Raw genomic sequence first — 25,639 nt, 5'->3', positions numbered from 1 at the left:
TAGAGACCGCAATGTGCGACACCGGATTCCGCGGCGTCGCCGCAGCCATCACCATCGCCCAGGGATCCTGCGCCTGCCTGTATCGCCGCGATCGCGGTGATGCTGAGCGTTGCTGGACATCGCCCGGCCCGGACCTCAGCACCGGGACCGTACGAACCCGGGCGTGACGTCGGCAGGGCGCGGATTGGGGATTCCCTGCAACCGGCGGTTCTCGTCCCGCAGCACCTGAGCGGCGACATCCCTCGAACCCCGGTGTCCGCTGCCGCGCCAAGTGATGCCATCGCGTGAGTCCCGGTGCCCGCGCAGCCGTGCGATCCGCACCCGCAGCGTCTCGATGATGTCGTGAATCCTCTTGCGCATCTGCCCTCCCCGATGGCATTCCGCTGCTCGACGTTCACTCAGTGATTGCTCGGCGGTGTTCTCCGTTGGACAGGTCTAGGGACTTCGAGTCAGCGAGTGCCGGTCATGATTGGCAACTCGAGTTTCATGATCCTGTAATGACTTGCCGGGACTCAGCTCCTTTCTCACTTCCCTGCCACGGATGTCACAGCTCACAGGCCGTGGTGCGCCAGCAGGGCTGGGCGACATGAGTCGTCTGCCATGACGTGGCGCACCACGACGGCCGGTCGATCTGAGCGAGTTCTCGGGTTGTGCTATTGCGGGTAAGCACCCGGCACGACGTCACGGTGGGATGTCACGTCGTGCGGGGCGTGACCGGGCGGCCGGGCACCCCCCGTTCGCACGGCCACCGGACCGCGGGGTACTGCCAGTCCCCGCCATCCGAGCCGCCGACCCACGCCTGCCAGATCCAGGCCCAGGCCACCACTGTGGACGGGCGGGCACCACTAGCCCCAGTCATGCGCGGCGCGAGCCAGCATGTGAGACCAATCCGGACAGTGCCCACGATCTCGAAGCGCGTCGATCATACGCACACAGTCGGTGATGGTGTCAACCCGTATAGACATCGAGCGGTCGCGCTGTATTCTTGCTTCGACAGTTCCCCCGTCCAGTCCCCTATGGAGCCCTCATGGACGAGAGTTCTCCGCCGCAGCCCGGCTCGTCGATTGCAGACCGGCTGAACGCTCTGTTCGACAAGGTGCGCAAACCCGATGGGACCTTGTACTCCCTACGGGAGGTCGCTGACGCGGTCACCGCCGCCGGCGACCCGGTCTCCCATGGCTACATCGGCCATCTGCGCTCGGGCCGCAGCACCGATCCGACGCTGAGCCATCTGAAGGGGCTGGCCCGGTTCTTCGGTGTCCCGGTCGAGTACTTCACCTCCGAGGCCGTCGCCACGGAGGTGGACAACGAACTGATTCTGGCGGCCGCGCTGCAGCAGGTCCGGACCCGCACGGTGGCCCTACGCCAGTCCGTCGTCCCTCAGGCCCAGGAGCAGATCGGCGCCATCACGGAGCTGCTGCGCGTGATCGCCGATTTGGAACAGCGTCGTGAAGTCGACAGCGGACAGGCGTGAATGCAGGTCCAATGATGGACCCTCTAGCGATCATGGAGGCGAGGCACACGTGTCACTGCGGCAGGTACGGCGGCGCTGCGAGCAGCTGGCTCGCAGCATCGACGTGCCCGACCCGTTCGATATTGAGGGTCTGCTCGGAGACCTCGGCATGCGGCGGGGCCGCCCGATCGTCCTGCTGCCGTTCGCTCTGCCAGCCGGCGCACCATCCGGGCTGTGCGTGGCCGCGGGCTCGGCGGACTACCTCGTGGTTACGGCGTCGGCCACCGGGCCGCAGCGCGACCACATCGTCTTGCACGAGCTGGCCCATCTGCTGCTCGGACACCGGCTTCAGGCCCTCGACCCCGACGCCGACGTCCAGCTGTTCCGCCACCTGGACCCCGCCGTGATCCGCACGATGCTAGGCCGCACCACCTACAGCACCATCGAGGAACAGGAGGCCGAGATCCTCGCCTCCCTGCTCGGCCAACGCGCGCACCCTTGGGCCGCGCCCGCCCCCGACCGCACCTCCGACCCGGTCGTCGAGCAGCTCGGCCGCTCGCTGGAACACGGATAGCGGCGCATGGACCCGACCTCGGCAGTCTTCCTGTTCTGCGCCGTCGCGGCGTGGACCGCGGCAGGCTACAAGGTCTTCGCATTGCGGCGCGAGCCGAGCAACACGGCGCTATGGGTGCTATCCGTGTCCATCGTCCTGCCCGCCACCGGATTCACGGTCGCCGCGCCACTCATCTACCCGCACGTCGGACGGGTCTCCGGCGTACCGGACCTGGCCACGCTGATCGTGTACGGCTGCATCGCGGGCTACGGCATCGTGGTGTCGATCATGCTGCTGCTCTGGCACAAGTCTCCGCGCGAGGCCCGCCGCGCCGGCACCGCCCTGCTCGCGTTGTACGGCGCTGCCCTAGCCGCCATGATCGTCCTGTTCTTCCACATCGACACGGCCAGCGAGCACCCGCTCGACTTCGACGAGACCTTCGGCCCCACCGCCGTCGGCGGCGCGTTCCTGCTGGTCTACGTCAGCATGTACACCACCGGCCTGATCGCCACCGCGGTCCGCGGACATCAGTTCGCCCGTCACGTCGCCGGCACCGGCGGCCACCCCTGGCTGCGGCGCGGTCTGCGGATCGTCTCGGTGGGTTCCTGCGTCGCTCTCGGCTACGCCGTCTGCAAGTCGGTCTTCGTGGTGCTCGCCTGGTCCGGGGTGTACCTGCCGGACCTGAGCAAGCTCGGAGTGCTGTTCGCCTGCCTGGCCTCCCCACCCATCGCCATCGGGCTGACCATGCCGTCCTGGGGGCCGAAGCTGACTACGGTTACCGGCTGGCTGCGCAAGCGGCGCAAGTACCGCCAGCTGCGCCCCCTGTGGGAAGTGATGTACCACGCGGTTCCCGGCATCGCGCTCGAACAGCCCACCTACGGCTGGGCCCTGCTCGGCGACCTCGACTTCCGCCTGTACCGACGCCTGGTCGAGATCCGCGATGGCCGGCTGGCCCTGGCACCCCACATGCCGGACACAGTGCCCGACGCAGAGCAGCTCGCCGCCGCACAGCAGCTGCCCGTCGACGTCGTGCGCGAAGCGCTACGGATCCGCGCCGCCGCCGACCGGGTCCGCGCCGCTGAACCCGCCCGACCGGTGCCACCGGGCACCGGGCCTGCGCCGGCGCTGCCCAACCACGGCGACGACATTGCCTGGCTGGTGCAGCTCGCCGCGGCCCTCGACCGAATCCCCGCCCCGCAGCCCGAGGCCAGCGTGCGGGCCGCAGACGAAGGATGACTATCATGCTGCACCGTCGCGGACGCTACGACCGCCTCGCCGACATCCGCCGCCGTGACCCCATCGCCGACTATCACGCCATCTACCAGGCCACCGCGCTGTACGAGTTTCCCTTCGACTCCCGGATGGGGCTACTGCTGGCGTTCTGGCGCACCTTCGCCGTGCCGTCGATCGCTGAGGTCCTTGCCGGCACCGGCGAGATCATCCACCGGACCGAGCGCCGCGCCGACGACACCGGCATCCTCATGTACACGCTGGTCAAGCAGGGTCTCGACCATCCGGACGGGCGTACCGCCACGCGGCGGCTCAACCAGATCCACCGGCGTTTCACCATTAGCAACGACGACTACCGGTACGTGCTGGGCACGTTTCTGTTCGAACCTGCCCGATGGATCGACCAGCACGGCTGGCGGCCACTGTGCTGCCACGAACGCACCGCCATGCTGACCTTCTACACCACACTCGGCAGGCGCATGAACATCACCGACATCCCACCGACGTGGAACGAGTACGAGTCCTTCTACGACGCCTTCGAAGCCAAGCACTTCGCGTACACCCCGGCCGCGGCGCAGTTGATGGCCGCCACCGAGGGCCTTCTCGGTCCTCTTCCCCGGCCCCTGGCACCCATGGCCGGCGGCATCATCCGCGCCCTGCTGGACCCGCCGCTACGCGAGGCCACCGAACTCGCCGCACCACCCGGATGGGCCAGGCTGCTCCTAACCACCGGATTGGGCGGGCGGGCCGCATGGCTCCGGCACGGCGCACCACCCCGCAGCCGCGGCTGGCTGGCGGAAGGAATCGTGGGTAAGACCTACCCACACGGCTACGACCTCTCCGCGCTCGGGCCTGGCAACGGCACCACAGTTTCGTGAGGCCATGAACGTCATCGCCGCAGGCGACTTCGCCCTCGCAGGCATCCCGGTCATCGCCATCGCATACTCAGCGCCAACACACGGCAGCCTCCGGATACCGCGAGGGTGGTGGCACGGCGCACCCGCGCGCCGCTCGACCAGCGTCAGCACCTCGCTTCCGACCGGCGCGGCCTCGTGATCCAAGGCCTCGTGGGCTTCGTCGTCCAGACCCGAACCACCAGCGACAACGTCATGCCGATGGGACCTGCACTCCTGGCAGGCTGGCTCCTTGCCGTGGCGCTACACGCCCGGTAAAGCCTTGCCGCAAACGCCGTCGCCGTCAGGCCTCGGACCCGGCGACGAACGTGCCGCGCTGCGGAACCGTGACGACGAGCTCGCGCTCGCGCAGCTCTGCCACCGCCCGACGCGCGGTTGTGCGGGCGACGCCCCACTCGCCGTGCATGTCCGTCTCGGTCGGAATGCGGTCGCCCGGCGCGAGTGCGCCACTCGCGATGTCCGCGGCGATGTAGTCGGCGATCTGCAGATAGACCGGCGTTGGGCCGTCGTGGCGGATCGGGCGGGTCGTCATGCGCGGGACGGTAGGCGAGTGGTCACGTACCCCTATCGGCAGATACGATGCGATACGTAGGTAGACTAGGGTAGACAAGATGGCTAGCATGAGCCATGCCGCGGCGGTCGGGCGGTTACCAACCCGCTCGGCCGTCGCGCTGCCAAATTCGACGAGGGGGTCCAGTGTGGGAGAGCGGACGCGCAACCTGACCGACCAGAACGACGAGCCGAAGCACAGGCGAACGGCCCGGGGTGGGCGCCTCTCCCTGCTCGCTGAACTCGCCGCCGATCCATCGAACGGGATGACCGAGGTAGAGCCGGGCGTCTACCTAGTAGATCGGCACCCGGACGCCCCGAGCGCCCGCTAAGCGCGCCAGGTGACCTGGTTTCCGGCACGGCCTATGCGGCGACGTTGTGGATTGTCCCGAGTTCGTTGCCCTCGCTGTTGGCGTACGACTATAGTCTCGTGCATGACAGATGTGGGACTGCATCTGATGGGCGCTCATGAAATTCGGGTCCGGCTCGGCGGCATCAGCCGGCAGCGGACCTATCAGATCACCAGCCGGGTCGACTTCCCGAAGGCCATCGCCGACCTGGAACAAGGCAAGGTCTGGCTTGCCCGGGACGTCGAAGGATGGATCGCCACGCACCGCGCGCCCCTCTCCGAGAGCGAGGCGTGACGACGCTGGTCGGCTCGCTCCAGCAGGAGCTGGATGTCGGCTCACCAGATCTCCGACGCGCGTCCATTCAGCACTACGTCAGCCGATCGGGTGCGCCCTGTCGCTCAGGTGACAGCGCGTATCGCCGAGCGCCCTCACGATACTGGAGGGTGCAACCGGCGGAGCAGCGTGACCTGCGCCTGCATCTGAGGTTCTGGGCAGCTCGGGGGATGCTCATGTTCACGGTGATGACATGGAATCTGGAGAACCTGTTCCGCGTCGGCCAACCGGGCGGGCCAAGCACTGCGGCGGCGTACGAGGCGAAGCTTCGTGGACTCGCGGCAGTGATCAACGATCACGCGCCCGACGTGGTGGCCGTCCAGGAAGTCGGGGACCCGGCCGCCCTGGACGATGCGGTGGCCCTGTTGAACGGCAGCTGGCAGGCCCAGGTTTCCACGCACCCGGACGTGCGGGGGATCCGGGTGGCCTGGCTGAGCCGTCGTCCCATCAGTGACCCCGCCGAGATCACCGCGTTCCCGGCGCTGCTGCGCCCCGTGCAGTGCGACGATCAGGGCACCACATTGGGGCAGATGGGCCGGGGAGCGGTCGCGATCACCGTGACCACCGATGCCGGTGTCCCGGTACGGCTGATCACCACCCACCTGAAATCGAAGCTTCTGACCTTCCCCGGCGGCCGGTTCAACCCCCGCGACGAGGACGAACGAGCCCGCTACGCCGCCTACGCCCTGACCCGCCGCGCCGGCGAAGCCGCCGCCCTGCGTGCGGCCCTCACGGACGCCCTGAATGGGACGGGCAGCCCTGCGGTGATCCTGACCGGGGACCTCAACGACACCCCGCAGGCGGCCACCACCCAACTGCTGCTCGGCCCGCCCGGCTCCGAGATCGGCACCCGCGGCTTCGACCAGCCCGACCGCGGCGACCACCAGCGGATGTGGAACCTCGCCCCGCTCATGCCCCCAGGCCAGGACTACTCCCGGATCAATAGCGGGCGCAAAGAACTCATCGACCACATCCTCGTGTCCCACGCCCTCGTCGCACCGCTGTCCACGGTCACCGCCCGCGCGATCATCGGCACGCCGCTGGCGTCGATCGACCCCAGCGACCCGGCGGCGCGCCGTGATGCCCCGGCGTCGGATCACGCACCGGTCCTCGCGACGTTCACGAACCTCTGAGCACTACCGGCTGGTGATCGACCCAACGCGGTGGCATGGCTGCCAAGGAGAACGCCGTGATGATCGCCCAACGACGGCTGGTGACGTCGATGCGCTGTCCGAGGGAGCGGATCTGACTGGCTGGCCGCACGCGGTGGTGTCCGCACGCGCAGTCGACTTGGACCGGGCCGGCGTGGTGATGGCGGTTGCGGGTTTGTGGGCGCGGTCACGGACGAGCTAGTGATTACGATGCGGATCGACATTCCACGCGGTGCTCAGGGAAATCTCATGGCTGCCGGACGCGAGGTCTTGCCCGGCGTGGGTCGGCACACCTCGTGCCGCGGCTGTCACGCTGCGTGGATTCTGATCTTGTGGGCCACGAATGTCGTTTCCACTTCTGTAGGGTGACCTGCGCGGATAGCGCGACACGCCTGCGGGGAGGGGTTAGCGATGTTGCCGGTTGATGCGGTGATGCAGCAGATCGCAGTGGAGATCGACGGCCTGAAGCAGGTCGCCGCGAGTTTGCGGGGTGAGTTGGAGGGCAGCTTCCGGGTGCAGGTGCCGAAGGTGTACGACGCGGTGCAGCCCGGGGCGACCCTGGGCGCGTCGATCGCCGGAGGTTCCTGGATCAATCTGCAGGACTCCCTGCACGCCAGCCTGCAGGGCACCACCGACGCGTTGTTCAACCTCGACCAGGGCACGCAGGCCGTCACCACGGCGGCCGAACAGATCGCCCGGGACTACGGCGACGCGGATGCGTTCTCGAAGGCGAAGGTGGAGGACGTCCACGAGATCATGGTGGCGCCACCGCAGGCCCTGGGACCGCTGTCCTCGACGATCCCGGCGGGAGACCTCTGATGGGCGATTACAGCGGGTTCGACGTCAAGCAGTTGTTCAACATGGTCGAGGCCGCGGAGGCGAACCTGGCGCCCAGCCACGCTCAGGTCGACGCGCTCAACCGGGCCCAGCAGACGCTGAGCGCGCATCAGCAGGCCTTGAAGAATGCGCGGGCACAGCTGGCGCTCCGGTGGCCGCCCGAGACGAACGCGGCGTCGAACGCCTATCTCGTCGAACTCGACCGCCTGATCGCGGCCGTCGGCGACACCGCGCTGAACTGCGCCGTGAACGTTATGCACATCAACCTGGTCAGCACCGCGATCGTCGAGTCGCGCAAGACGCTGAAGCCGATGTACGACGAGTACGTCGCCAACGAGAGCGCCCTGGCCAAGTACGAGCAGGAAGTCCATGAGTTCGGTGATGGCGCCAAAGACATCCCCTTCGGCAAGAACATCGCCGAGGGCGCGAAGCGGCTGTTCTCGGATCCGCCGGTCGCCGACGGCCGTCAGGACGAGCTGACCCAGCGGGTACGGCAGGAGATGACGTCGCTGGCCGGGGCCGCGCAGGACGGCGCCGCCCGGATCCAGCCGCCGATACCGTACCAACCGCCGAAGGTGGAGATCTCGCGCGACAGAATCGACGAGCCTCCTCGTCCTGGTGGCGATGGAGGTGGGTCGACCGGTGGGGCTGTTCGACCGCCCCGCATCGATCCGCCCGCGCACACCCGTACCCCCGCCGACGGTGCCGTGTCCGCGCCGGGTGACCAGGTGGGAGGTGCGGTCGTGACCTCGCCGGTCGCCGGTGCCCATCCCGGGTCGTCCGGAAGTGGTCCGGGCCTGGCGGGTGTCATCGCCCCGCCGGCGCTGCCCACGCCCGTGCAGCCGGTGCCCGGTGCGGGGATCGGACCGGTGCCCGCGCCACCCGGGGGTGTCGCGGGCGCACTGCCGGGGCTGCTGCCCGCGCTTGGCGGGGCGGCGGCGGGCCTTGGCCCGATCTCTTCCGGCGGCCGGATCGCCGGTGGCGTTCCGGCCGGGGAACTCGGAGCGATGCGTAGCGCGGGCGGGCCACTCGGCGGCCTGCGCAACGGTGTCATCGGTGGCGTCCCCGGCGTTGGCGAAGGTCCCGGCGTGGGCCGCGTCCCCGGCATGGGCGGTGTATCCGGTGTGGGTGGTGGTCCCGGCGTGGGCCGCGTTTCCGGCGTGGGCGGTGCGGGCGAGGGCGGCCTGCGGGGCGGAGCCGGTGCCCGGCCGAGGATCAATCCGGTCGGCGGGGTCATCGGCCAGGAGCCGGGGGCGGGCAGCGCGGGCCGTGGTCCCGGAGCCCGCATCGCCGGCCAAGCGGGGATAGCCGAGCGCGCTCCCGGAGGCCGCGCCGCGGGTCAAGCAGGAATGGCCGGTCGTGGTTCCGGAGGCCGAGGCGCAGGCTCGGCCGGGATGGCTGAGCGCGGTCCTGGCGGCCGCGCCGGTGGACCGATGGGGATGGCCGGAGCCCGCGGCGGTCGCCGCGGTCACGGCGATTCCGACGAGGGCCAGCGCTGGGACCCCGACAATCCGTGGGCGACCGCGGAGGGCGTCGACTCGGTGATCGCACCCGATCCGGCGAGCGGCGACGTCGACCCCGGGCCGGGCATCATCGGACTGCACCGGTGACCTTGCCGCCACACCGTTTCAACCGCCTGGCCGCCGCGGTGGCCAGCGGTGTCCTCCTGGCACTCGCAGGTGCGCCACCGGTGCTCGCGGATTCGGACCGCGAGCACCAGTGGCACCTGCGCGCGTTGCACGTCGCCGAAGCCCACAAGATCAGCCAGGGTGAGGGCGTCACCGTCGCGGTCATCGACTCCGGCGTCCAGGCCAACCACCGGGATCTGACCGGCAACATCCTGCCGGGTGTCGACTTCCTCGACGCGAAGACCAAGGGGTGGGTGGACACGAACGGGCACGGCACCGCCATGGCGGGGCTCATCGCCGGGCACGGCCACGGCGCGGGCGACGCCGACGGTGCGCTGGGTATCGCACCGAAAGCCAAGATCCTGCCCATCCGGGGTCAGAAGGACAACAAGCTGTCCAGCGTCGAGATTGCCGACGCCATCACCGAGGCCGTCCGCCACCACGTCGGCGTGATCTCCATGTCATTCGCCACGTCAGCCGACGAAGCGACGAAACGCGCCCTTCAACAGGCGATCGACGCGGACATCGTGCTCGTCGCCGCGTCTGGAAACCGCCCGGATGACATTTTCCTGCCCTACCCGGCCAAGTACCCGGGCGTCGTCGCGGTCGGTGCGACCGGCCGTGACGGGAAGCTGGCACCGGTGACGACCACCGGACCGGAAATGGTCCTGGTCGCACCCGGCGTGCAGATCGTCTCCACCGCAAACACCGGTGGATATCGGACGGGCACGGGAACAAGTGACTCCACGGCGATCGTCGCCGGTGCCGCCGCGCTGATCCGGGCCAAGTATCCGAACCTGTCCGCCGCCGAGGTCGTGCACCGGCTCACCGCCACCGCGACCGACAAGGGCGCCCCCGGCCGGGACCGCGAGTACGGCTACGGCTCGCTCGACCTCGTCGCCGCCCTCACCGCCGACGTGCCCGCCGGCGCCGGGCAGCCTTCCGCGGCCCCGAGCAGTTCGGCAGTCGCGCTGCCAGACCCGACGACGGACGGCGACACCGCAGCAGCCCCCTCTACACCCAAGGCTGCCCCGGTCAACTGGACGGCCATCGGCGTGGTCGTCGCCGTCCTCCTCATCGTGATCGGCGTGATGGTCGGCCTGCCCACCTGGCTGATCCTTCGTAGCCGCCGACACCGCAAACCGTGACATCCGGCCTTCAGGCGGCGTCGCTTCCGGCCGAGCTGTCCACGCCGACAGACGGCGGTCAACCGCACCCACCCAAGACCAGCGCACTGAGCATCCCTACCTCGGCACGCCACGAGTCACCCGGCCGCACCCTGCGAGTCAGCGCCAATCACTGACCAAAGGGCATCGGGTTTGGCGCACCCTTGCCCCCTCGATGACACCGAAATTCTGACGCGAGGCGGCGACTCCATGGATGACCTAGGCATGAAAAGTCCCCCGATTCATGGGCGTCGGGTCTGGTGAGGTGAAGGTCGGCGCCCCCATGATCGTTCGCCGGTTGTTGTACCGTCCGTTTGCGCGGCCGAGGTGGCCGGCGCGCCACGGGGAGGCGGCAGGGCATGGGGTATCCGACCGGGCAGGTCGACACGGTGGCATTGGGCAAGGTCGGCGCCGCGGTGCAGCAGTCGTCGGCCAAGTTCTCGAGAGCGTTCGGCGCTCATGCCGGGCAGGTCGGCGCCGTCGGCGCCTTGCAAGGCTGGGGGACCGGTGACGTACTGGCCGAGGCCGAACACGCGTGGTCGACGTTCGTGGGTAATCTCGCGGCCCAGGTCAACGCCCATGGCACGTCCTTGAGCCAGTCCGCGAAGGAATACGCAGCCGCCGACCGTGACGCCGCCGGCCGAATCGCCGCTGCCAGGCAGTCCGCGCCCGGTCTGCCGAAGTAGGCGGCGACGATGGCGTTCACGCTGCAAACCCTGCTTGATGCTGACCCAGGACGGGTCCACATCGCGTCCGAGGCGTGGCTCGCGATGGCCGCAGATCTCGACGACGCCTGCGAGGACCTGATCCGGGGCAGCCGCGACCTTCCCTACGCGTGGACACTCGGCGCCGCAGCGGACGAGGCCCAACGGGCGAACCGGGACCTGGTCGCCGAGGCCAGCAATACCGAGCCACCAGCGCGACGCATCGGGCAAGCGCTGCGTACGCACGCCGACACAGTCCGTAGCTTGCAGGAAATGGCCCGACAGATCGCCGCCGAAGCAACCGGCAAGGGCTTCGTCGTCGACCTGGCGGCGGGCACGGTCGCCGCGGGTGCAGCGCTGGCATCGGACTCCAGCGGCGGGCAGCAACTGGCGCAGGCGGTCTCGTCGTACGTGCAGCAGTTGCAGTCGCTCATCGAACGGGCCGTCGAGCTGGACGCCTCGACGATGAACGCGATCCAGGTGAACCTTCCCAACCCGCGGACCGGGTTCGGCACCGGCAGCCCGCCGCCGGTGACCGAGGCAGCATTGCAGGCGCAGAAGGGGCGCCCACCCGCCGATGTGAAGAACTGGTGGGACAGTCTGACCCCGCAGCAGCAGGAAGACGCCATCCGTAACTATCCGGCGCTGGTCGGTGCCCTCAACGGGGTCCCCGCCAGCGACCGGGATCCGGCGAACCGGATCGTGCTGGACCGGGACCTGCTCACCTTGCGCGGCGGCATCGACGCTTTGAACGATCGCGAGCAGCTCATCAAGACAATGGCCGACCAGGGTCGGCTACGGGAGCTCTACCCGAACAGTCAGAACCCGCTCGGTGAGGCCGCCGACGACCTGAAACAGATCGGTGAGCAGCGCGACGCGCTCACCGGCAAGCTCGGCGGTGCGCTCACCCTGCAGAACCGGCTGAACGACCCGAACAAACCCCCGGCGCTGCTGATGGGCTTCTCCTCCGCCGATGATGGCCGGGCGATCGTCGCGGTCGGGAACCCCGATACGGCCGACAACGTGGTTACGTTCACGCCCGGTACCACCTCCGACGTGGCTGGGATCGCCTCCGATCTGGAGCGCACCGACCGGATGGCGCTCGATGCCAACCGACTGGACCGCGACAAGCTCACCTCGGCGATCTTCTGGTTGGACTACGACGCCCCGGACGCCGTGACCAACGCCGGCTCGTCGAGCTATGCGGACTCGGGCGCACCCACCCTGCGGGACTTCCAGACCGGGTTGCGCGCCACCCACGACGGGCCGCCCTCGCATAACACGGTCCTCGGGCACAGCTACGGCAGTACCGTCGTCGGGTACGCCGCCCGTCACGGTTTGGCCGCCGACGACCTCGTCTTCGTGGGTAGCCCTGGGGTCGGATGGACCGGCGCCAACGGGCTGCTGGTGGAAAACCAGATCGAGGGCCACGATCCCCAGGTGCCGTGGCAGCGAGCAGGGAAGCAGCACGTGTACGCCAGCACCTCACCCTTCGACGCCATCGACATCACCGGCCTCGGCGACGTCAAGCGTTTCGGACTCGACCCGACCAACCCCGACTTCGGCGCCACCAACTTCACCACCGACAACAAGTCCTGGTACGACCCGGTCGAGAACCACTCCAACTCGTACTGGGAGCAGGGCAACCCAGGCCGCACCAACATCGCCAAGATCGTTGTCGGGAAGGGCGGCCAGGTGTCATGACCCGCATCCACCGCACCGCAGCCATCATCGCCGCGCTCACCGCAGCGCTTCTCTCCGCTGGATGTGACATGCAGCCCACCGTGACCAAGCAGCAAGCGATCGAACGAGTGGCCCAACGTGCGCAGGAAAGCTTCGCCCAGCTGCCCCCGGGCGCCACTATGAAGAAGCTCATCGAGCAGGACGGTCTGCCGTGCGATGACGGCCGGGTCCTCGTCGAAATCGACTACGACATTGCGTTCGCGTCGGGCTGGCCGGTCGACGACGTCATCCCGACTCTGGCCAGGTACTGGCAGGACGCCGGCTACAAGATCGCCCGGGACGATCGCGCCAGCCGAGATATACCCGAGCTCGTCGTCGAACACCCGGACGATGGCTTCCAACTCGGCATCCTTGTCTCCCACGGCAGCAAGGGCACCATCGGAGTGACCTTGCGTAGCAGTTCCAGTTGCGTCGAGCCGTAACGCCGCACCATCCAAAGAGCCATCCGGTTCTCGGCCCAGGTAGATGGATATTGGCGATCCCTTCAGCCCGGCGCGGCGGCACTTGGAGGGCGTCTACGGCAATCAGTTGCTCGGCCCGCTGCTACACAACGGCGACTAGCAGGCGAAGTTCCTCTCCTCCATCGACTGGGACGTGGTCGACTTCGTTCGCGTGACCCAGCCAGTCAGGAACGCGCGAAGCCGCTGCCCACAGGTTGTCGGGGCGCGAGGGCTGGACCCGCCGGCGATGCCGCGCCGGCGGGTCCAGCCCGTTGCCTCCACGCGTCGGGGCGGGTGGCCGCCAGACGGGCCGGACCCTGGCGAGCAGTTCTCAGGCAAAGGTCAGGCGCAGGCAAGCGCGGTGACGGCGGCGGTGCAGATTTCGTCGACGGCCTGCACCGGATCGGCGACGTGGATGGTGGTGGTGTCGGCGAAGGTGTGCCCGGTGATTCCTGCGGGTCGCAGCCAGAGAACGGCGCAGCCGGCCTGGTGCAGGGTGGTGATCAGCTTCTGCGCTGCGGCCCTGTCTGGCAGGTCGCCGTCGGACACGACGGCGACCATTCTGACGGTGTGACGTTTACGCAGATCGAGGAGCTGATCGGCGAGGTTGACCGCCTCGCAGAACGCGGTGGTACCGCCGCTGACCTGCATGTCGAGGACCTGCGCGGGACGTTGTCGCGGCGCCACGAGAAGGGTCGCCGTGTTCCCGAACGCGATGGTGGTGGTGACGGCTTCGTTGTGGCGAGCGCCGTGGGCGAGGATCCACCCGGCCGTGGACAGCGGCTTCTGGAACTCGCGCATGGACCAAGACACATCGACGAGGACCGCCAGGTGCAGGGTCGGCTTGGGTGGGGGCACCGTGGTGCGCCGCTGCCAGCGTTGGGCGGTGGGCATCATCCCGGCCGCGGTCTGCGCGTCGGCGGTGATCGCCTGCCGGGTACGCAGCCGGCCGGGCGGTACCGGCGCCGGTACGACGGCGGTCTCGCGGTGCTGGGTGCGGGCCTGCCGGAGCCTGGTGGCCAGCCGGCGGGCGGCTTCGACCTCCGCTTCGGTGGGGTCACGGCGCGTCCAGGTCGCGGGGGCGCCGTGGCGGGTGGTGACCTGGGTGTGGCGGAGGTCCGTGGGGGTGATGCCGAGGGCTGCGGCCAGGTATTCAAGGAGCGCGGCAGCGAGGAGACCGGCGAACTCACCGAGGTCGGGCTGTGGTACGTCCGGCCGGTGGGCGGGGTCGATGTCCAGGGCGTAGCACCACCGCCACGCGATCTGGATCATGGTGGTGGCGTCGTGGTCGTCGCATTCGAGTGCCTGGAGCCAGAGCTCACGCAACCGGTGTAGGCGTTTGCGGCCGGCGACGGCGGTCACCGCGGCGCGGATCATGCGGACGTCCTTGCTGGTGAGGATGCGGGCGTCCACGCGGGCCAGCAGCAGCGCGGCGAGTCGTCCAGCGTGCCAGAGATCGTCCGCCCGGGCGGTCTGCGAGAGGAGCAGAGTGGTGACGGTGTGGCGTATCCACTGCCGGTCGCCGCGTCGTCGGCCGCGTTGCCTGTACTCGGCACGTGCTTCCTCGAGTTGGCCGGCGACGTCGGCGACGACCGGTGGGGTGTCCTCGGGAGTTATCCACAGGCTGTGGGCGGCGTGGGCGGCTTCGTGGACGAGTAGGCCGTAGCCGGTCGCCACGGTCTTCTTGTGGCGGGCCTTGGACGGGTCGGTGATGTCGGGGTTGCCGCCGAGGTAGGCGGCGTCGACCTCGATGCGCAAGTGGTCGGGGTAGAAGCAGGCGGGTGCACCGCCACCGGCTCCGGGGGCGACGACCACGCGAAGGCTGTCACGGTCGGTGAGGACTTTGATCTGTCGGGTCCATGCCTTGTTCCAGGCCGTCCAGGCCGGGTCGACCGTGGTCAGGTCGGGGTGGCCGTGCTGCAGGTGAGGGGGTTGTGTCATGGCAGGTCCTTCCTGGGTGGGTCAGCGTTGGGGGCCGACGCGCAGGGGCACGATGTCGGTGCCGAAGTGCGCGGCCAGGGCGGAGATGACCTCGGTGCGGTCGTCTTCGGGGGCACGGCCGGCGAGGTTCGCGACGGCGGCCTTGTGGCCGAGGGCCTTGCGGACGCGGGTAAATCCGAGGAGTTCGCGCAGTTGCGGCGCCCAGGTGAGTTTTCCGGCGTCGAGGTCGGCGTTGAGCCGGATCGCGGCCTGCACGGCGGCGGCGGGGACGCCGAGGTGGCGGGCGAGGTCGAAGTCGGTGGTGACCTCGATGTGCACGTCGAACCGGGAGGCGAGGGCTTCGGTGAGGATCGCGCCGTGCACACCGGGGTTGTGGCCGGCGAGGATGTAGAAGCCGTCCGCGGCCTCGACGCGTTCGTTGCGGTAGCCGGTCAGGGTGATGACCCGGCGGCCGTCCATCGCCGGGTAGAGCACCGCGAGGACCTTCGGCGGGATGAGGGTGGCGTCGTCGATCAGCAGCGCCCGGCCTTCACGCATCGCCGTGACGAGCGGGCCGTAGACGTATTCGTAGCCGCCGTCGGGCAGCGGTATGAAGTTGCCGACGAAGTCCTCGACGATCGTGTCGCCGGTCCCGGCCACCGTGAGAAGGTCAGGGAAGGCGGCCTCGGCCACGGCGGTCTTGCCGGTGCCGGGCGGCCCGTAGAGCAGGACCGGGATGCGTTTGTCGCGCAGCCGTTGCAGGACGTCGACGTCGGTGGAGCCGGCCAGTTTCCGCGGGAAGTAGGGGTCGCCGTTCGGGCGGGTCACTGGCTGGCGTCGTCCGTGGCGTGCCGTGGAACTGCCGGCGGGTCGGGGCGTGGGCGGCGGCAGTGCCCCGGCGGCGTCGATGCCGGCCTGGGTGACGGTGAATCGGTGCGGATTGCTCTGGTGGGTGGCGTACCCGGCGGCGGCCATCCGTTTCAGCGCCTCGAACACCGCCCCGGAGGAGGGGACGTCGAGAGCTTTGGTGATCTCACCGGGCGACAGCGGCTGGCCGGGGTGGTCGGCGAGGTACAAGGCCACCCGGGGGTAGAGGTGCCCAGATCGGCGTCCGGCTGCGGTCGGCTGTCCGGTTGCTTCCCTGGTCGTTGCCGGGTTGCCGGCGGACGGGTGGGGGTTTGGGTGCATGGCGCGCTCCGTTCCTTGGGACTGGGGTGCGAGCCCGCGCACCCGTCTCCGGGTGCGCGGGCAGGTTGATTCCGCGCTGCGGAGACGGGCGATCCGGCGTGGTCCCGAGCCGCGTTCGCGCAGGGCTGGCCGTCACGCCGGGTAGTGCATCGACACGGACCTGCCGTCCGCGAGGACGGCAGGCCGTGCCAGGTGCGGTTGTCCTTCTTCCCGGGGGTGCTGTCAGGCGTCGTCGGGTCGGGTGCGGGACACGGTGACGGCGACGGTGGTCTCGGTAACTTTCAGGACGAGATGCCGGAATCCCTGCGTGGCCCCACGCCGGAGCAGATCCAGCAGCGAGGCGCTGCGGGGACCGAGTGGTTCGTGCAGATGCAGGTGTTCGGCGAAGTCGTCGCCGCCGATATGGGTGTCGGCGGCGCTCGGATGCTCGTCGTCGGGCTCCCAGCCGTGGGCGTACGCGATGAGGTTCGGGGTGCCGTCGTCGCCGGGGATCTTCGGTTGTCCGGTGGACATCAGGTAGGTGCCCTGGTCGCTGACCCAGACGAGCCCTCCAGGGCAGGTGGTGCCTTCCTGGTGTTCGCTGAACGATGGGGCGTGCTGCGGCGCGGCGTTCGCGTGTTCGGCCAGTCGCAGCGCCAGGGCGAGGTCGAAGTACAGGTCGGTGGTGTCAGCCATGAGAGGGGTACTCCTCGTTGGTGGGAAGGGGCGTTGCCGGGTAGCCGTCGCCGGTATCGCGGCGCAGGTCGCGGTAGCGGGGTCCACGTCCGATGCCGGGCTGTTCTGTGGAGGGGGGCATGCCGTAGACCGTCGCGCGTCCGTACCGCTTCGCCTGGTACATGGCGATGTCAGCGGCGCGCAGCAGTTCACGTCCGGAGATGCCCAGGGTCGCGGTCGCGAAGCCCACGCTCGCGGACACGCGGACCTCGCGCCCGCCGACGCGCACCGCCGTACGCGCGATGATCCTGGAAGCGGCGTGGGCCACGGCTGCGGTCTGGTCGTAACCACCGTCGACCAGCAGCACGAACTCGTCGCCGGACAGCCGCGCTGCCAGCGCGGCCGGGGCCGTGATGCCGGCCAGACGGCGGCCCACTTCGGCGAGCACATCGTTGCCGTGCTCATGGCCGTAGGTGTCGTTGATGGACTTGAACCGGTCGAGGTCGACCATCACCAGCCCGGTCGCACGGCCCTTCCGCAGAGCCGTGCGCAGGCATGCGGTGACGGCGCGACGGTTGGGCAGGCCGGTGGTCACGTCGTGGTTGGCCAGGTAGCGAGCCTGGATCAGGCTTTTCTGCTGCCACGCGATCACCACCACGGCGACGATCAGGGTGGCGATCAGGGCGATGATGGCGAGGTCTTGCCAGGTCTGCAACACTCGAAAAGCTCCTTGTATGTGAAGGAGCACCGGGTCGGTCGTCGCGCCGTGCAAAGCTTCGACGGCCGACCCGGGCTTACCGCTGGGAGTCGGCGTCCGCCGGCTTCGCCTGGAACTGGTAGCTCGCGGGGGCTTCGGAGACGCGGAGTGCGTCGCCGTCGTTGACGAGCTTGTCGAGGGCGTTCACGACGGCACCGGGACCGGCCTTGTTGAACATTCCGTCCTGGTCCGCACCGTCGATGATCTTGCACATCTCGCCGACCCGGAGCGCGCGGTCGGGATTGTTATTCAGCGCCGCGAGGATCGCGGCGCGCAGTGCTCCCTTGGGCCTGCGAGGCTTGGCCGGCTTGCGGTAGGCACGAGTGGTCCTCGTGGCCGAGGCATCTGGGTCCGATTCGTCCGACATGCCGCTGTGTGATCCGACCGGCTCGGGCTCGGCCGGTTCTGCGGGCGCGGCCCCAGGGTGGTTGTCGGCCTCGAGTGCGGCCGCTGGCGGTCGGGTGCCCTCAGGCGTCGGGAGTATCTCGGAACCCGGGTTGCTGAGGGCTGGGCGCGCGCCGGTGAGATCCGGGTGCGAGTCGGCGTGATCGCTCGTTACCTCGGCGCGAGCGTTGTCGGTGGGGCTGCTGATTCCCGGCATCGCGCCGTCGCCGGCGGGAGGTTCTCCGCCGGTCGGGTCATGCGGTTCTGAGGCGGCGTTGGTCGCGTCGCCGTTCGCGGGGCCGAGGGTGGAGGGGATGTCGGTGACGATGTGCCAAAGGGTGCTGCCGTCGCCGCCCTCGGACTTGACGGCCTGGCTCGCGGCGAGCAGGCGGCGCAGGACGGGGCTGACGGTGGAGTAGCCAACGCCGGCGGCCTCCTGGATCTGCTTCGCGGTGGCTGGGCGGTCGAGTGTCCACATGGCGGCGACGATGCGCTGGGCCGCGGTCGCGGCGGGTCGGGTGGTCTCGGTCATGACAGGCGGTGCTCCTTCCAGTAGGGCGTGGAGTTGATCCACGCTTCGTTGCGGGATTTGTTCAAGTCGCCCGTGTCCAGATACCGGCCGTCCGGCGCGGACGTGGTGGCGGTGATCGTGGGCGACAGATGGCGGGGGCCAGCAAGAGCTGGTAGGTCACGTTTGCGATGTCCTCACGGGGAGGTGTGGACGCCGTCTTTGCAGTGCCGAGCCCGTCACCTATCACTGGCGGTAGCGGTAGCGGGGCGCCGTGCGCGGACCTCGCCGGCGTGTTCGCCGGCGACCACGCCGGGTGCTCGCCTCACACACGGCTGGCGAGGCGGACCGCGATTTTCAGGGCGTTCTGCAGCGCCGGGATGGTGGCGGGGGTGTCGCGCGGTTCGTCGGCGTCGTCGACTGTGACGATCGGATGGGTTTCGGCGTGGTACCGGGTGAGCTGGTAGACGCGGCCGTCGATGTCGACGGCGTCAAGGCGTCGGCAACCGTGGGGTTCGTTGGCGGCGATGACGATGTCGTCGTCGAGGGCTGCGCAGGCGAGCATTCGGAAGCCGGGCGCGTCACCGGTGGTGGCGTGGACCGCGGCCATGAGCGCCGGAATCGGGCCCTGGGTGTCGGTGTGCCCGCGGGTCAGCGCCTCGAGCCGGCCGACGATCGTCGTGTCGAGTCCCTCAGCGCCGCTGCTGTGCCGCGGCCGGACCACGTGACAGCGGATGAGGTGTTCGGTGTCGGTGTCCGCCACCTCGTACAGGAACAGCACAATCGGAAGTCGTGCGGTCAGGTCCGGAGTCTGGATCGCGGTAATCAACGCATCGGTGAGGGCGTGGCTGGTCGGGAAGGTCAACATCGTCTCGGACTCCCATCGATGAGGAACGCGTTACACACGCAAAGAAGGGCTCCCAAGCGCGGGTGCGCGCCGGGAACCCGATGGGATTGGGGTGGTGCCGGGGGTTGACCGGCGCTGGTGTGGCCGATCGCTGGCCCCGCTACCGGATGTGGGCCGCTCCGGCCGGGCTGCCCACGAAGCGGGCACACAGGACATGCCGAGGCGTCACGGCCTTACGGGTACGGCGAGCCTTACGGAAGGCGCGGCCGTAGCCGCCCTCGATGACGTTGATGTCCTCGCGGGCGAAGCAGTCGAGGTCGGCACCGGTGTCGGCGACGTGCTGCAACCATGCGGCCGTGAGGGCGTCGCGGTCGTGCTCGCTCGTCGCGCCGAAGGCGTGGAAGGTGAAGCGCCCCGAGTTGATCTCGGTCAGGGCGATCGGTGGGCCCAAGCCGGCAGTGCGGCTGCTGTCTGGTGCGGCGAGCGCCGTGCCGGTCGGCGGACTGTCCGGCGGTTGGTCGGTAGGGGTCGACTCTCGGCACTCGCGGATCTCGAACGGGAGATCCCGCGGGTATCCGTCCAGGTGGCGCGGCTGCATCACCTGCCGTTGCAGCGGCGTGAGCCTGGGCAGGCAGAGCGTGGTCCCGGTGGGCAGGTGCAGGTTGCGCAGCAGCACGTCGGAGCCCCCATTCGGGCGCCGCCCTTTCAGCAGTTGCGGTCGTGGGGTTGGCCGGGTCGGGTGAGGGCGCCGGGCACGGTGAACCATGAGGCGCCGGTCCAGATCTGCCACTGCTGGCCGGGGCCGCGGGTGAGGGTGCGGCCGAGTTCCAGCAGTGGGGTCAAGTCGGCCGGGGCGGGGGCGATCGGCCGCAAAGCGCGGGTGTGGCCGGTGTCGTCGACCAGTCGAAGCTGGGTGCCGCCGTCGGCTTCGGCCTGCGCGACGGCCTGGCTGAGGAAGTGTTCGTCGGCCAGGGCCTGCAGCAGCCGGGGCATCCCGACGGGGCTGCCTTGGAATCGGCACTCGGCCAGGTAGGCGCGAAGACCGCCATGAGTGGCGGTCAGGTCGTCCGGGTCCACGGTGATGGCGCCGGCGCCGTCGTCGGTCACCGTGGCGATCGGCGGGCCGTCCAGGGCCAGGGTGGCGGTGAATGCCAGACCGGTGCTGGCCGGCCGGTAGCGCACGTCGGTCAACTGCAGCCGGGTGTGCGGCACGCGCAGGCCCGGCGTGTGGCGCAGCAGCTCGAACTCCTGTTCCCGGCCAGGCTCGGGCAGGTCACCGACGATCCGGTCGCAGTCGTACGGGTCAACCGCTTGCCAGCACCAGTTCCAGCCCATCACCACATATCGGCCGTCGGCGTCCGGGCCGATGTGCTCGATGGCCTCTGGATCGTCGTACTGGGCGCGCTGGTCGGCGACGATGACCTCGCCCTCGAAGCGCAGTTCGGTCAGCTCGGCATTGACCCGCCGGTCCAGCTCAGCCTCGGCCACACCCTTTGCCTGCAACGACGCGCGGCTCGCACGGCGCTGTCGCTGCTGGTCGGCGACGATCGCCTCGGCCACCTCGCGGGTGCAGGCGAACACCGCCCAGCCGTTCCACCGGTCGATCAGCGTGCCGAGGAACCCGACCGGGACACGGTCGGCGCCTTCGGCGTCGACGGACCAGGCCCATTCGCCGGCGAACACCCCGACAAGGCCGATCCGTACGCGCTCGGGGTGCAGATGGGACATGTCGGCGCCGGTCGGGCTGGCTGCCAGCCGGCACAGCTCGGCGACCCGTTCGTGCACGGCGGCCTCGAACGCCTCCTGGGACGCCGCGATCGTCTCGTCTCGCTGGGTATCGGTCAGGTCCCGCCAATGCGGCGCCCGGCGCGGTGCGGCGTCGTGTGCGGCTTCGGTGTAGCGAACTTCGGCGGTGTCCCGGTCATCGTGCCAACGGCTCGGCGGGGTGAACGTCGGCAGATGGTCGAGCACCGCGGGGTCACCGTCGTCGATTCCGACCAGGATCCGCCGGGCGGTGGCGCGCACATCGCCGGTGGCCCGGCCGCCGATGGTGTCCTGCGCCCACCAGTCGGCGACGTCGCGGCCGGCCTCGTCACCCAGAGCGCACAGCCGTGCGAGAGTGGACGTCCAGCCGTCGGTGTCGCTGGACGGCCGCGTGTCGGGAACTGCTGGGTCGAACGGTTCGATGCGGTCACCGGCGTCCAGACACATCGACAGCGACGATCCGCTGTCCCAGTCGATATGGACGGTGTTCAGCTGCTGGTCATGGCGGCGCACGGTGCCGGTGTCACCGGGCCGCAGGTCGGTGTGCGGGTCGCTGGTGTGGACCAGGGCGACACGCTGCCCCGGCTGGTAGATGGTCATGACTGTTCTCCGATCGTTGGTCGTGGTGGTTCGGGTGCCGTCGCGTACGAGCGACACCCGCGGTTCTGGGTGTGCTGCCCGTGGCCTACGGGCGGCTGAATGTGCCGGTGTGGCATCACGCCGGACCGGGCCCGGGACGGTCAATGCCCGGCGGATGCGGCCGGTGGCGTGAGCTCCGAGTGATACGGCCGTGGAAAGGTTCGCCGCCGGCCAATTGGATTGCCGGAGTGTGGTTGTGGCGGCGGCCCGCGGCTCATTGATTTAGGGGTGCGCCGACAGATGCCATGAAGGTCACCGGGTCGACTGCGGTCGCGGACGTGTGATCGCCGTGATGGACCTCGTAGTGAACGTGTGGTCCGCTGGAGTGGCCGCTGCTGCCGGAGATGCCGATGACGTCGCCGGCGTTGACGTGCTGTCCGACGTGGACGTACGGCTGGATCAGCTGGTGGCAGTAGCGGGTGACGATCCCGTTGACATGGTCGATGTCGACGTACCAGCCGCAGCCTCTGGTGAGGTTCGGGTCGCCGTCGCGGTCGCAGCCCCAGTCGCCGCCGGTGCGCACGTCGATCGCGTTGCACCGCACTCGGCTGACCGTGCCGGTCGAGGCGGCGTGAATCGGCGTGCCTTTGGGCACGATCAGGTCGACGCCGTCGTGGGCGGGCCGGTCCGCGGTGCGGAACCCGGAGCCGACCTTGCCGTGCACCGGCTGGGTCCAGCCCTGGGCACTGACCGTCGCGGCGCAGGCGGCCAGGCCGGCGCTGACGCCGGTGAGGGCGGCGACCAGTCGGGTGGCGTCGTCCTCCCACTTCGCGTACGCGTCCGGATAGGCGCTGATCTGCACCTTCTGCGCGGCTTCGGTCAGCGGCATCGCCTGCCAGCCGTCGATCGTCTGGAGCTTCTGGTAGAACCTGGTCGCCGCGTATTGCGGGTCGTGCAGCTGCGCGGGTGTGCCCCAGCCCTGCGACGGCCGTTGCTGGAACAGGCCGATCGAGTCGCGGTCACCGCCCGGCGTGTTGATCAGCGACGATTCCTGCATCGCGGTGGCCACGGCGATGACCCAGCCACGCGGGGGGATATGCAGCCGCATGCCGACACTGATGATGATGGCGGCGTTGCCGACCTGCTCGCCGTTCCATTCGCCGATCGGGCCGATGCCGCCGGGGTTGGGGCTATGTGCGCTCGGCTCGGCGGCCGACGGTCCGCTCGGCGCGGCGCTGGCCTTGGTGTAGCAGGCGGCGATGGCGGCTCCGTCGCCGCCGAACATCAGGGTCGTGGCCACCCCCGAGCAGAGCAGGATGGTGCCGGCGACCGCGGCGGCGATCCAGGACAGCAGTCGGGTGGTCATGGCGGTCACTCCCTGCGTGGCTTCTGGTGGAATCGGGTGGGCACGGCGAAGGCCGCGCGATGCCGGTGGTCGGCGTGCGCGCGGCCTTCGCCTGTCGTGGGAATGGGGTCTTGGCCGCCCCCGTCAGCGGTGAGGCCGGCCGGTTCCGCGTCGATGTCGTGTGCCCAGACGCTGACCGCTCCGCCGTCGCGTGCCCGATGGGTGATCCACCGGACTCCTCAAGTCGGCTGCCCGGGGTGCGGGATCCCGCCCCCGAACGGCGTCTGCGCCGTGCAGGGCCCCCGCGAATGATTCGCCAGGGACGATCCCGAAGGGTGGCTCTGCTCTGCCGGCGTTGGCGGCGCTGTCGCATCGGCAGGGCAGTCGTGGCGCTGGCGCTGTCACGCCGGCTGGGCGTCGAGGCCGAGCCGGTGTCGTTCCAGAGCTAGGAGGGCCCGTGCCGGTGCCTGCCAGCTGTCGTCACCTGTCGGGGCGGGTGTCTGGCCGGTGAGGAGGGCACGCAGCGCGGGGACCTGCGCGGCGTAGGCGCCGCCGAGAGCGTCCAGGTCGGCGCACGCGCGTAGCGTCACCTCGCGCATCTGCTTCGCCCACGGGCCTGGCTGGCCCCACTGCTCCCGGCGGCGGGCGTACATGGAGCCCTCGCAGAGGTTGTAGGCAAGCCACACCACGGGGGGATGCACCCCGACCGCGTCGGCGAGCAGGCTCGTCTTGTCGTAGTCCCAGGCCCGGCCACGGCCCATCTGCGCGCGGAACCCCGCGGGTTTCGGGTTGGTCAGGGTGCGCCAGAAGTCGGGGTGCACGGCGGTGGAGGCCACCATGTCCTTCGCGTCGGCGAAGCCTCCCGCGGTCAGTGCGTGCGGTAGCCGGTCGGTGAGCAGGTGCGCCAGCTCCCGGCGGGTCACGGGCACGGCGGGGTCGTCGGCGCTGGAGCGGCGTACCTGTGGTGCCGCGGGCTCCCGGTGGGGCGTTTCCGCGGCATCGGGGAGTTTCGCGCCGTCGGCCAGGTATCCCAGCAGCTGCGCGGCGAAGTCCCCGAGTACTTCCTCGAATCCGCGGCACCGATCGGCGTAGTCCCCTCGCGGTGCCCAGCGGCCGCCGCCGCGATGCGCGACCCGGTGCGCGGCCTCGTGCAGCAGTATCTCGAGCAGCTGGGATCGGTCGGCCAACGCGTTGACGTGGACGGCCACCGCGCCGGTGCGGGGGTTGTAGAACCCGTCCGCGCAGGGGCTGGACTCGCTCTCGGCGTACACCCGGACCCGATCCAGGGCGAAGGATCCGATGCCACGGCGGACCAGCTGCGTGCCGGTGGCCAAGGCCGTGCGCTGTTCCGGCGTGAGCGTGCCTTCGGGCACCCAGGTGGTCTTGTCGCGGGTCGTCTCGTAGTGCCGACGCTGGCGTGTGTGGGCGATCTCGACGCCGAGCAGGTCCATGAGCGCCCTTTGGTGATGGGCGGCCAGCCCGCGGGCTGTCACCTCGGCGAACCCTTTGTCCTTCAAGTCGAGGGCCGCTTCCTCGTTGCCGGGACTGGTGTAGAACGTCTGGGCGGGTAGGTGCGCGCGTCCCCAGGTGCGCCACGCGGCCCGGGCGCGGGGAAGGATGACGCTGCTGAAGAACTGTTCCGCCTCGCGCAGTTTCTCTCCAGCCAGCACATGGACGGCGAAGCGGTCGACGACCGCCTGGTCGTCGCTGGCGGCGAGGATGGCCCGGACCGCGTCACGTAGGGCGCCGGCCTCGATGACGGTGCGGTCGCGGTTCTGCAGCGCCTTGTCGTCCAGCGGCAGGTCGTAGGAGGCCAGGAATCCGGGGACCGTGGTGACCAGCACGCCGCCGATCCAGACCCGTCCGGGATCCCCGGTCAGCACACATGTTCCGGGCGTCGCGGGTGGGGTGTAGCCGGGTTCGCTCAGCGCCCGGAACCGGCCGATCGCCTCGTCGGCGAGTTCCTTCGGGCATTCGACCGTGATGACGGTGCCGCGGGTGCGGTCGGTGCGGTACAGGTTGTAAACCAGGACCTCGGCGCCCTGCTCCGACCGCGACGGGATCATGCCGCCGAGCAGCCGGCGCCGTTCGACCGTCGGGACGAATCCGTAGCCGACCGTTTCGCAGCGCACCGCGCCGACGCCGGGGCTGCGGGCCAGGATCAGGCAGGCGAGTTTCTTGCCCTCGCCGAACTGGCCGATCTGCGCGTTGGTCTTGGTGGAGTAGCCGAGGATGAGCCCTTCCTCGGGGATACCCGGGCCGTCGTCGGCGATCCTCAGGACTCCATCGGCCCACGCGACGGTGGCGTCGTGGTCCTCGTCGAGGGCGTTCGCGATGAGTTCACACAGCCCACGAACGGGCGTCCAGCTCTTCACGTAGTCGGGCGAGATGGGATAGGCGAGGGTGTCGACGATGGTCGGGGCGGAGGCGTTGTTCAGGGTCGTCGGGGCCTGCTGGCCGTCGGTGCGCTTGTCGGTGCGGTCGTCTGTGGTCACGGAAGACTCCTCAAATGGGGTGGTGTTGGGGGCGGGCAGCGCGAGAGGGGGTGGCAGGGGCGCCGCGGCCGGTCGGGTCGCGTGTGGCTTGGTGCGCCCGCGCCGGCCGGGGGTGTGAGGGCAGCGGGGCGCTGCTAGGACCTGCGG

At 69.7% G+C, this 25,639-nt stretch carries 23 protein-coding genes and 1 pseudogene; 12 read left to right on the top strand and 12 right to left on the bottom strand.

Going from position 1 to position 25,639, the window contains the following annotated elements; genetic code table 11:
• Positions 1–135 precede the first annotated feature (135 nt).
• Positions 136–360: a hypothetical protein gene (locus tag EV385_RS15280; RefSeq protein ID WP_130510068.1), complete on the bottom strand. Its 225-nt coding sequence runs from the start codon at positions 358–360 to the stop codon at positions 136–138.
• A gap of 667 nt (positions 361–1,027) precedes the next feature.
• Here EV385_RS15280 and EV385_RS15275 point away from each other — a divergent pair.
• The 4 genes from EV385_RS15275 to EV385_RS15260 are packed head-to-tail and all read left to right on the top strand — an operon-like array spanning position 1,028 to position 4,114.
• Positions 1,028–1,474: a helix-turn-helix domain-containing protein gene (locus tag EV385_RS15275; RefSeq protein WP_130510067.1), complete on the top strand. Its 447-nt coding sequence runs from the start codon at positions 1,028–1,030 to the stop codon at positions 1,472–1,474.
• Between the two features lie 49 nt (positions 1,475–1,523).
• Positions 1,524–2,027 (top strand): hypothetical protein, encoded by a 504-nt coding sequence (locus tag EV385_RS15270; protein WP_130510066.1) that lies wholly within the window; start codon positions 1,524–1,526, stop codon positions 2,025–2,027.
• A 6-nt stretch (positions 2,028–2,033) separates the two neighbouring features.
• A complete protein-coding gene (locus EV385_RS15265) occupies positions 2,034–3,242 on the top strand; it encodes an MAB_1171c family putative transporter (protein ID WP_130510065.1) in 1,209 nt (402 codons plus the stop codon).
• A 5-nt stretch (positions 3,243–3,247) separates the two neighbouring features.
• The gene (locus EV385_RS15260) at positions 3,248–4,114 is read left to right on the top strand and encodes an oxygenase MpaB family protein (protein ID WP_130510064.1); all 867 of its coding nucleotides are present in this window, start codon (positions 3,248–3,250) and stop codon (positions 4,112–4,114) included.
• Between the two features lie 319 nt (positions 4,115–4,433).
• Here the strand turns inward: EV385_RS15260 and EV385_RS15250 are convergent, their stop codons facing one another.
• The gene (locus tag EV385_RS15250) at positions 4,434–4,682 is read right to left on the bottom strand and encodes a GntR family transcriptional regulator (RefSeq protein ID WP_130510063.1); all 249 of its coding nucleotides are present in this window, start codon (positions 4,680–4,682) and stop codon (positions 4,434–4,436) included.
• Positions 4,683–5,133: 451 nt separating this feature from the next.
• Between EV385_RS15250 and EV385_RS15245 the strand changes: the two genes are divergently transcribed.
• The 8 genes from EV385_RS15245 to EV385_RS15210 all read left to right on the top strand — a co-directional run bounded on the left by EV385_RS15245 (position 5,134) and on the right by EV385_RS15210 (position 13,033).
• Entirely contained in the window at positions 5,134–5,343 is a 210-nt protein-coding gene (locus tag EV385_RS15245; protein ID WP_242624902.1) for a DNA-binding protein, read from the top strand.
• A gap of 227 nt (positions 5,344–5,570) precedes the next feature.
• Complete coding sequence (locus EV385_RS15240; RefSeq protein WP_207229834.1) at positions 5,571–6,515, top strand: endonuclease/exonuclease/phosphatase family protein; 945 nt, start codon at positions 5,571–5,573, stop codon at positions 6,513–6,515.
• A gap of 429 nt (positions 6,516–6,944) precedes the next feature.
• Complete coding sequence (locus EV385_RS15235) at positions 6,945–7,352, top strand: hypothetical protein (protein WP_130510062.1); 408 nt, start codon at positions 6,945–6,947, stop codon at positions 7,350–7,352.
• Positions 7,352–8,980 carry a hypothetical protein gene (locus EV385_RS15230; protein ID WP_130510061.1) on the top strand — a complete coding sequence of 543 codons (1,629 nt, stop codon included), beginning with the start codon at positions 7,352–7,354 and terminating at the stop codon, positions 8,978–8,980. Before EV385_RS15235 ends, EV385_RS15230 begins: the two co-directional genes overlap by 1 nt.
• On the top strand, positions 8,977–10,146 hold the full coding sequence (locus EV385_RS15225; protein WP_165449487.1) for a S8 family serine peptidase: 1,170 nt from the start codon (positions 8,977–8,979) through the stop codon (positions 10,144–10,146). Before EV385_RS15230 ends, EV385_RS15225 begins: the two co-directional genes overlap by 4 nt.
• Positions 10,147–10,523: 377 nt before the next feature.
• Positions 10,524–10,850: a hypothetical protein gene (locus EV385_RS15220; RefSeq protein WP_130510059.1), complete on the top strand. Its 327-nt coding sequence runs from the start codon at positions 10,524–10,526 to the stop codon at positions 10,848–10,850.
• 9 nt (positions 10,851–10,859) lie between these two features.
• Positions 10,860–12,572, top strand: a complete 1,713-nt coding sequence (locus tag EV385_RS15215) for an alpha/beta hydrolase (RefSeq protein ID WP_130510058.1) — start codon at positions 10,860–10,862, stop codon at positions 12,570–12,572.
• Positions 12,569–13,033: a hypothetical protein gene (locus EV385_RS15210; RefSeq protein WP_130510057.1), complete on the top strand. Its 465-nt coding sequence runs from the start codon at positions 12,569–12,571 to the stop codon at positions 13,031–13,033. Before EV385_RS15215 ends, EV385_RS15210 begins: the two co-directional genes overlap by 4 nt.
• Before the next feature lie 360 nt (positions 13,034–13,393).
• On the opposite strand, the gene EV385_RS15205 is transcribed toward EV385_RS15210, so the two are convergent.
• The 10 genes and pseudogenes from EV385_RS15205 to EV385_RS15160 form a co-directional block, all read right to left on the bottom strand.
• Positions 13,394–14,992 (bottom strand): VWA domain-containing protein, encoded by a 1,599-nt coding sequence (locus EV385_RS15205; RefSeq protein ID WP_130510056.1) that lies wholly within the window; start codon positions 14,990–14,992, stop codon positions 13,394–13,396.
• Between the two features lie 21 nt (positions 14,993–15,013).
• Positions 15,014–16,054 (bottom strand): AAA family ATPase, encoded by a 1,041-nt coding sequence (locus EV385_RS15200; protein WP_242624901.1) that lies wholly within the window; start codon positions 16,052–16,054, stop codon positions 15,014–15,016.
• Positions 16,055–16,381: 327 nt separating this feature from the next.
• Positions 16,382–16,834: a DUF3085 domain-containing protein gene (locus EV385_RS15195; protein ID WP_130510054.1), complete on the bottom strand. Its 453-nt coding sequence runs from the start codon at positions 16,832–16,834 to the stop codon at positions 16,382–16,384.
• Positions 16,827–17,585 carry a GGDEF domain-containing protein gene (locus EV385_RS15190; protein ID WP_242624900.1) on the bottom strand — a complete coding sequence of 253 codons (759 nt, stop codon included), beginning with the start codon at positions 17,583–17,585 and terminating at the stop codon, positions 16,827–16,829. The genes EV385_RS15195 and EV385_RS15190 overlap by 8 nt, the downstream gene beginning before the upstream one ends.
• Positions 17,586–17,607: 22 nt before the next feature.
• A complete protein-coding gene (locus EV385_RS15185; protein WP_130510053.1) occupies positions 17,608–18,486 on the bottom strand; it encodes a hypothetical protein in 879 nt (292 codons plus the stop codon).
• Positions 18,487–18,787: 301 nt separating this feature from the next.
• Complete coding sequence (locus EV385_RS15180) at positions 18,788–19,330, bottom strand: hypothetical protein (RefSeq protein ID WP_130510052.1); 543 nt, start codon at positions 19,328–19,330, stop codon at positions 18,788–18,790.
• Positions 19,331–19,469: 139 nt separating this feature from the next.
• Positions 19,470–19,985 (bottom strand): hypothetical protein, encoded by a 516-nt coding sequence (locus tag EV385_RS15175; protein WP_130510051.1) that lies wholly within the window; start codon positions 19,983–19,985, stop codon positions 19,470–19,472.
• Positions 19,986–20,575: 590 nt separating this feature from the next.
• Positions 20,576–21,673: pseudogene (locus EV385_RS15170) on the bottom strand (DUF4314 domain-containing protein); the annotation flags it as partial.
• Positions 21,674–21,926: 253 nt separating this feature from the next.
• Positions 21,927–23,018 carry a M23 family metallopeptidase gene (locus EV385_RS15165; RefSeq protein ID WP_130510049.1) on the bottom strand — a complete coding sequence of 364 codons (1,092 nt, stop codon included), beginning with the start codon at positions 23,016–23,018 and terminating at the stop codon, positions 21,927–21,929.
• Positions 23,019–23,398: 380 nt separating this feature from the next.
• Positions 23,399–25,492, bottom strand: a complete 2,094-nt coding sequence (locus EV385_RS15160; protein WP_130510048.1) for an ATP-binding protein — start codon at positions 25,490–25,492, stop codon at positions 23,399–23,401.
• Positions 25,493–25,639 lie beyond the last annotated feature (147 nt).

It is taken from the genome of Krasilnikovia cinnamomea, assembly GCF_004217545.1.
Classification (GTDB): domain Bacteria; phylum Actinomycetota; class Actinomycetes; order Mycobacteriales; family Micromonosporaceae; genus Actinoplanes; species Actinoplanes cinnamomeus.
This window is presented reverse-complemented; position numbering and strand designations above follow the sequence as displayed.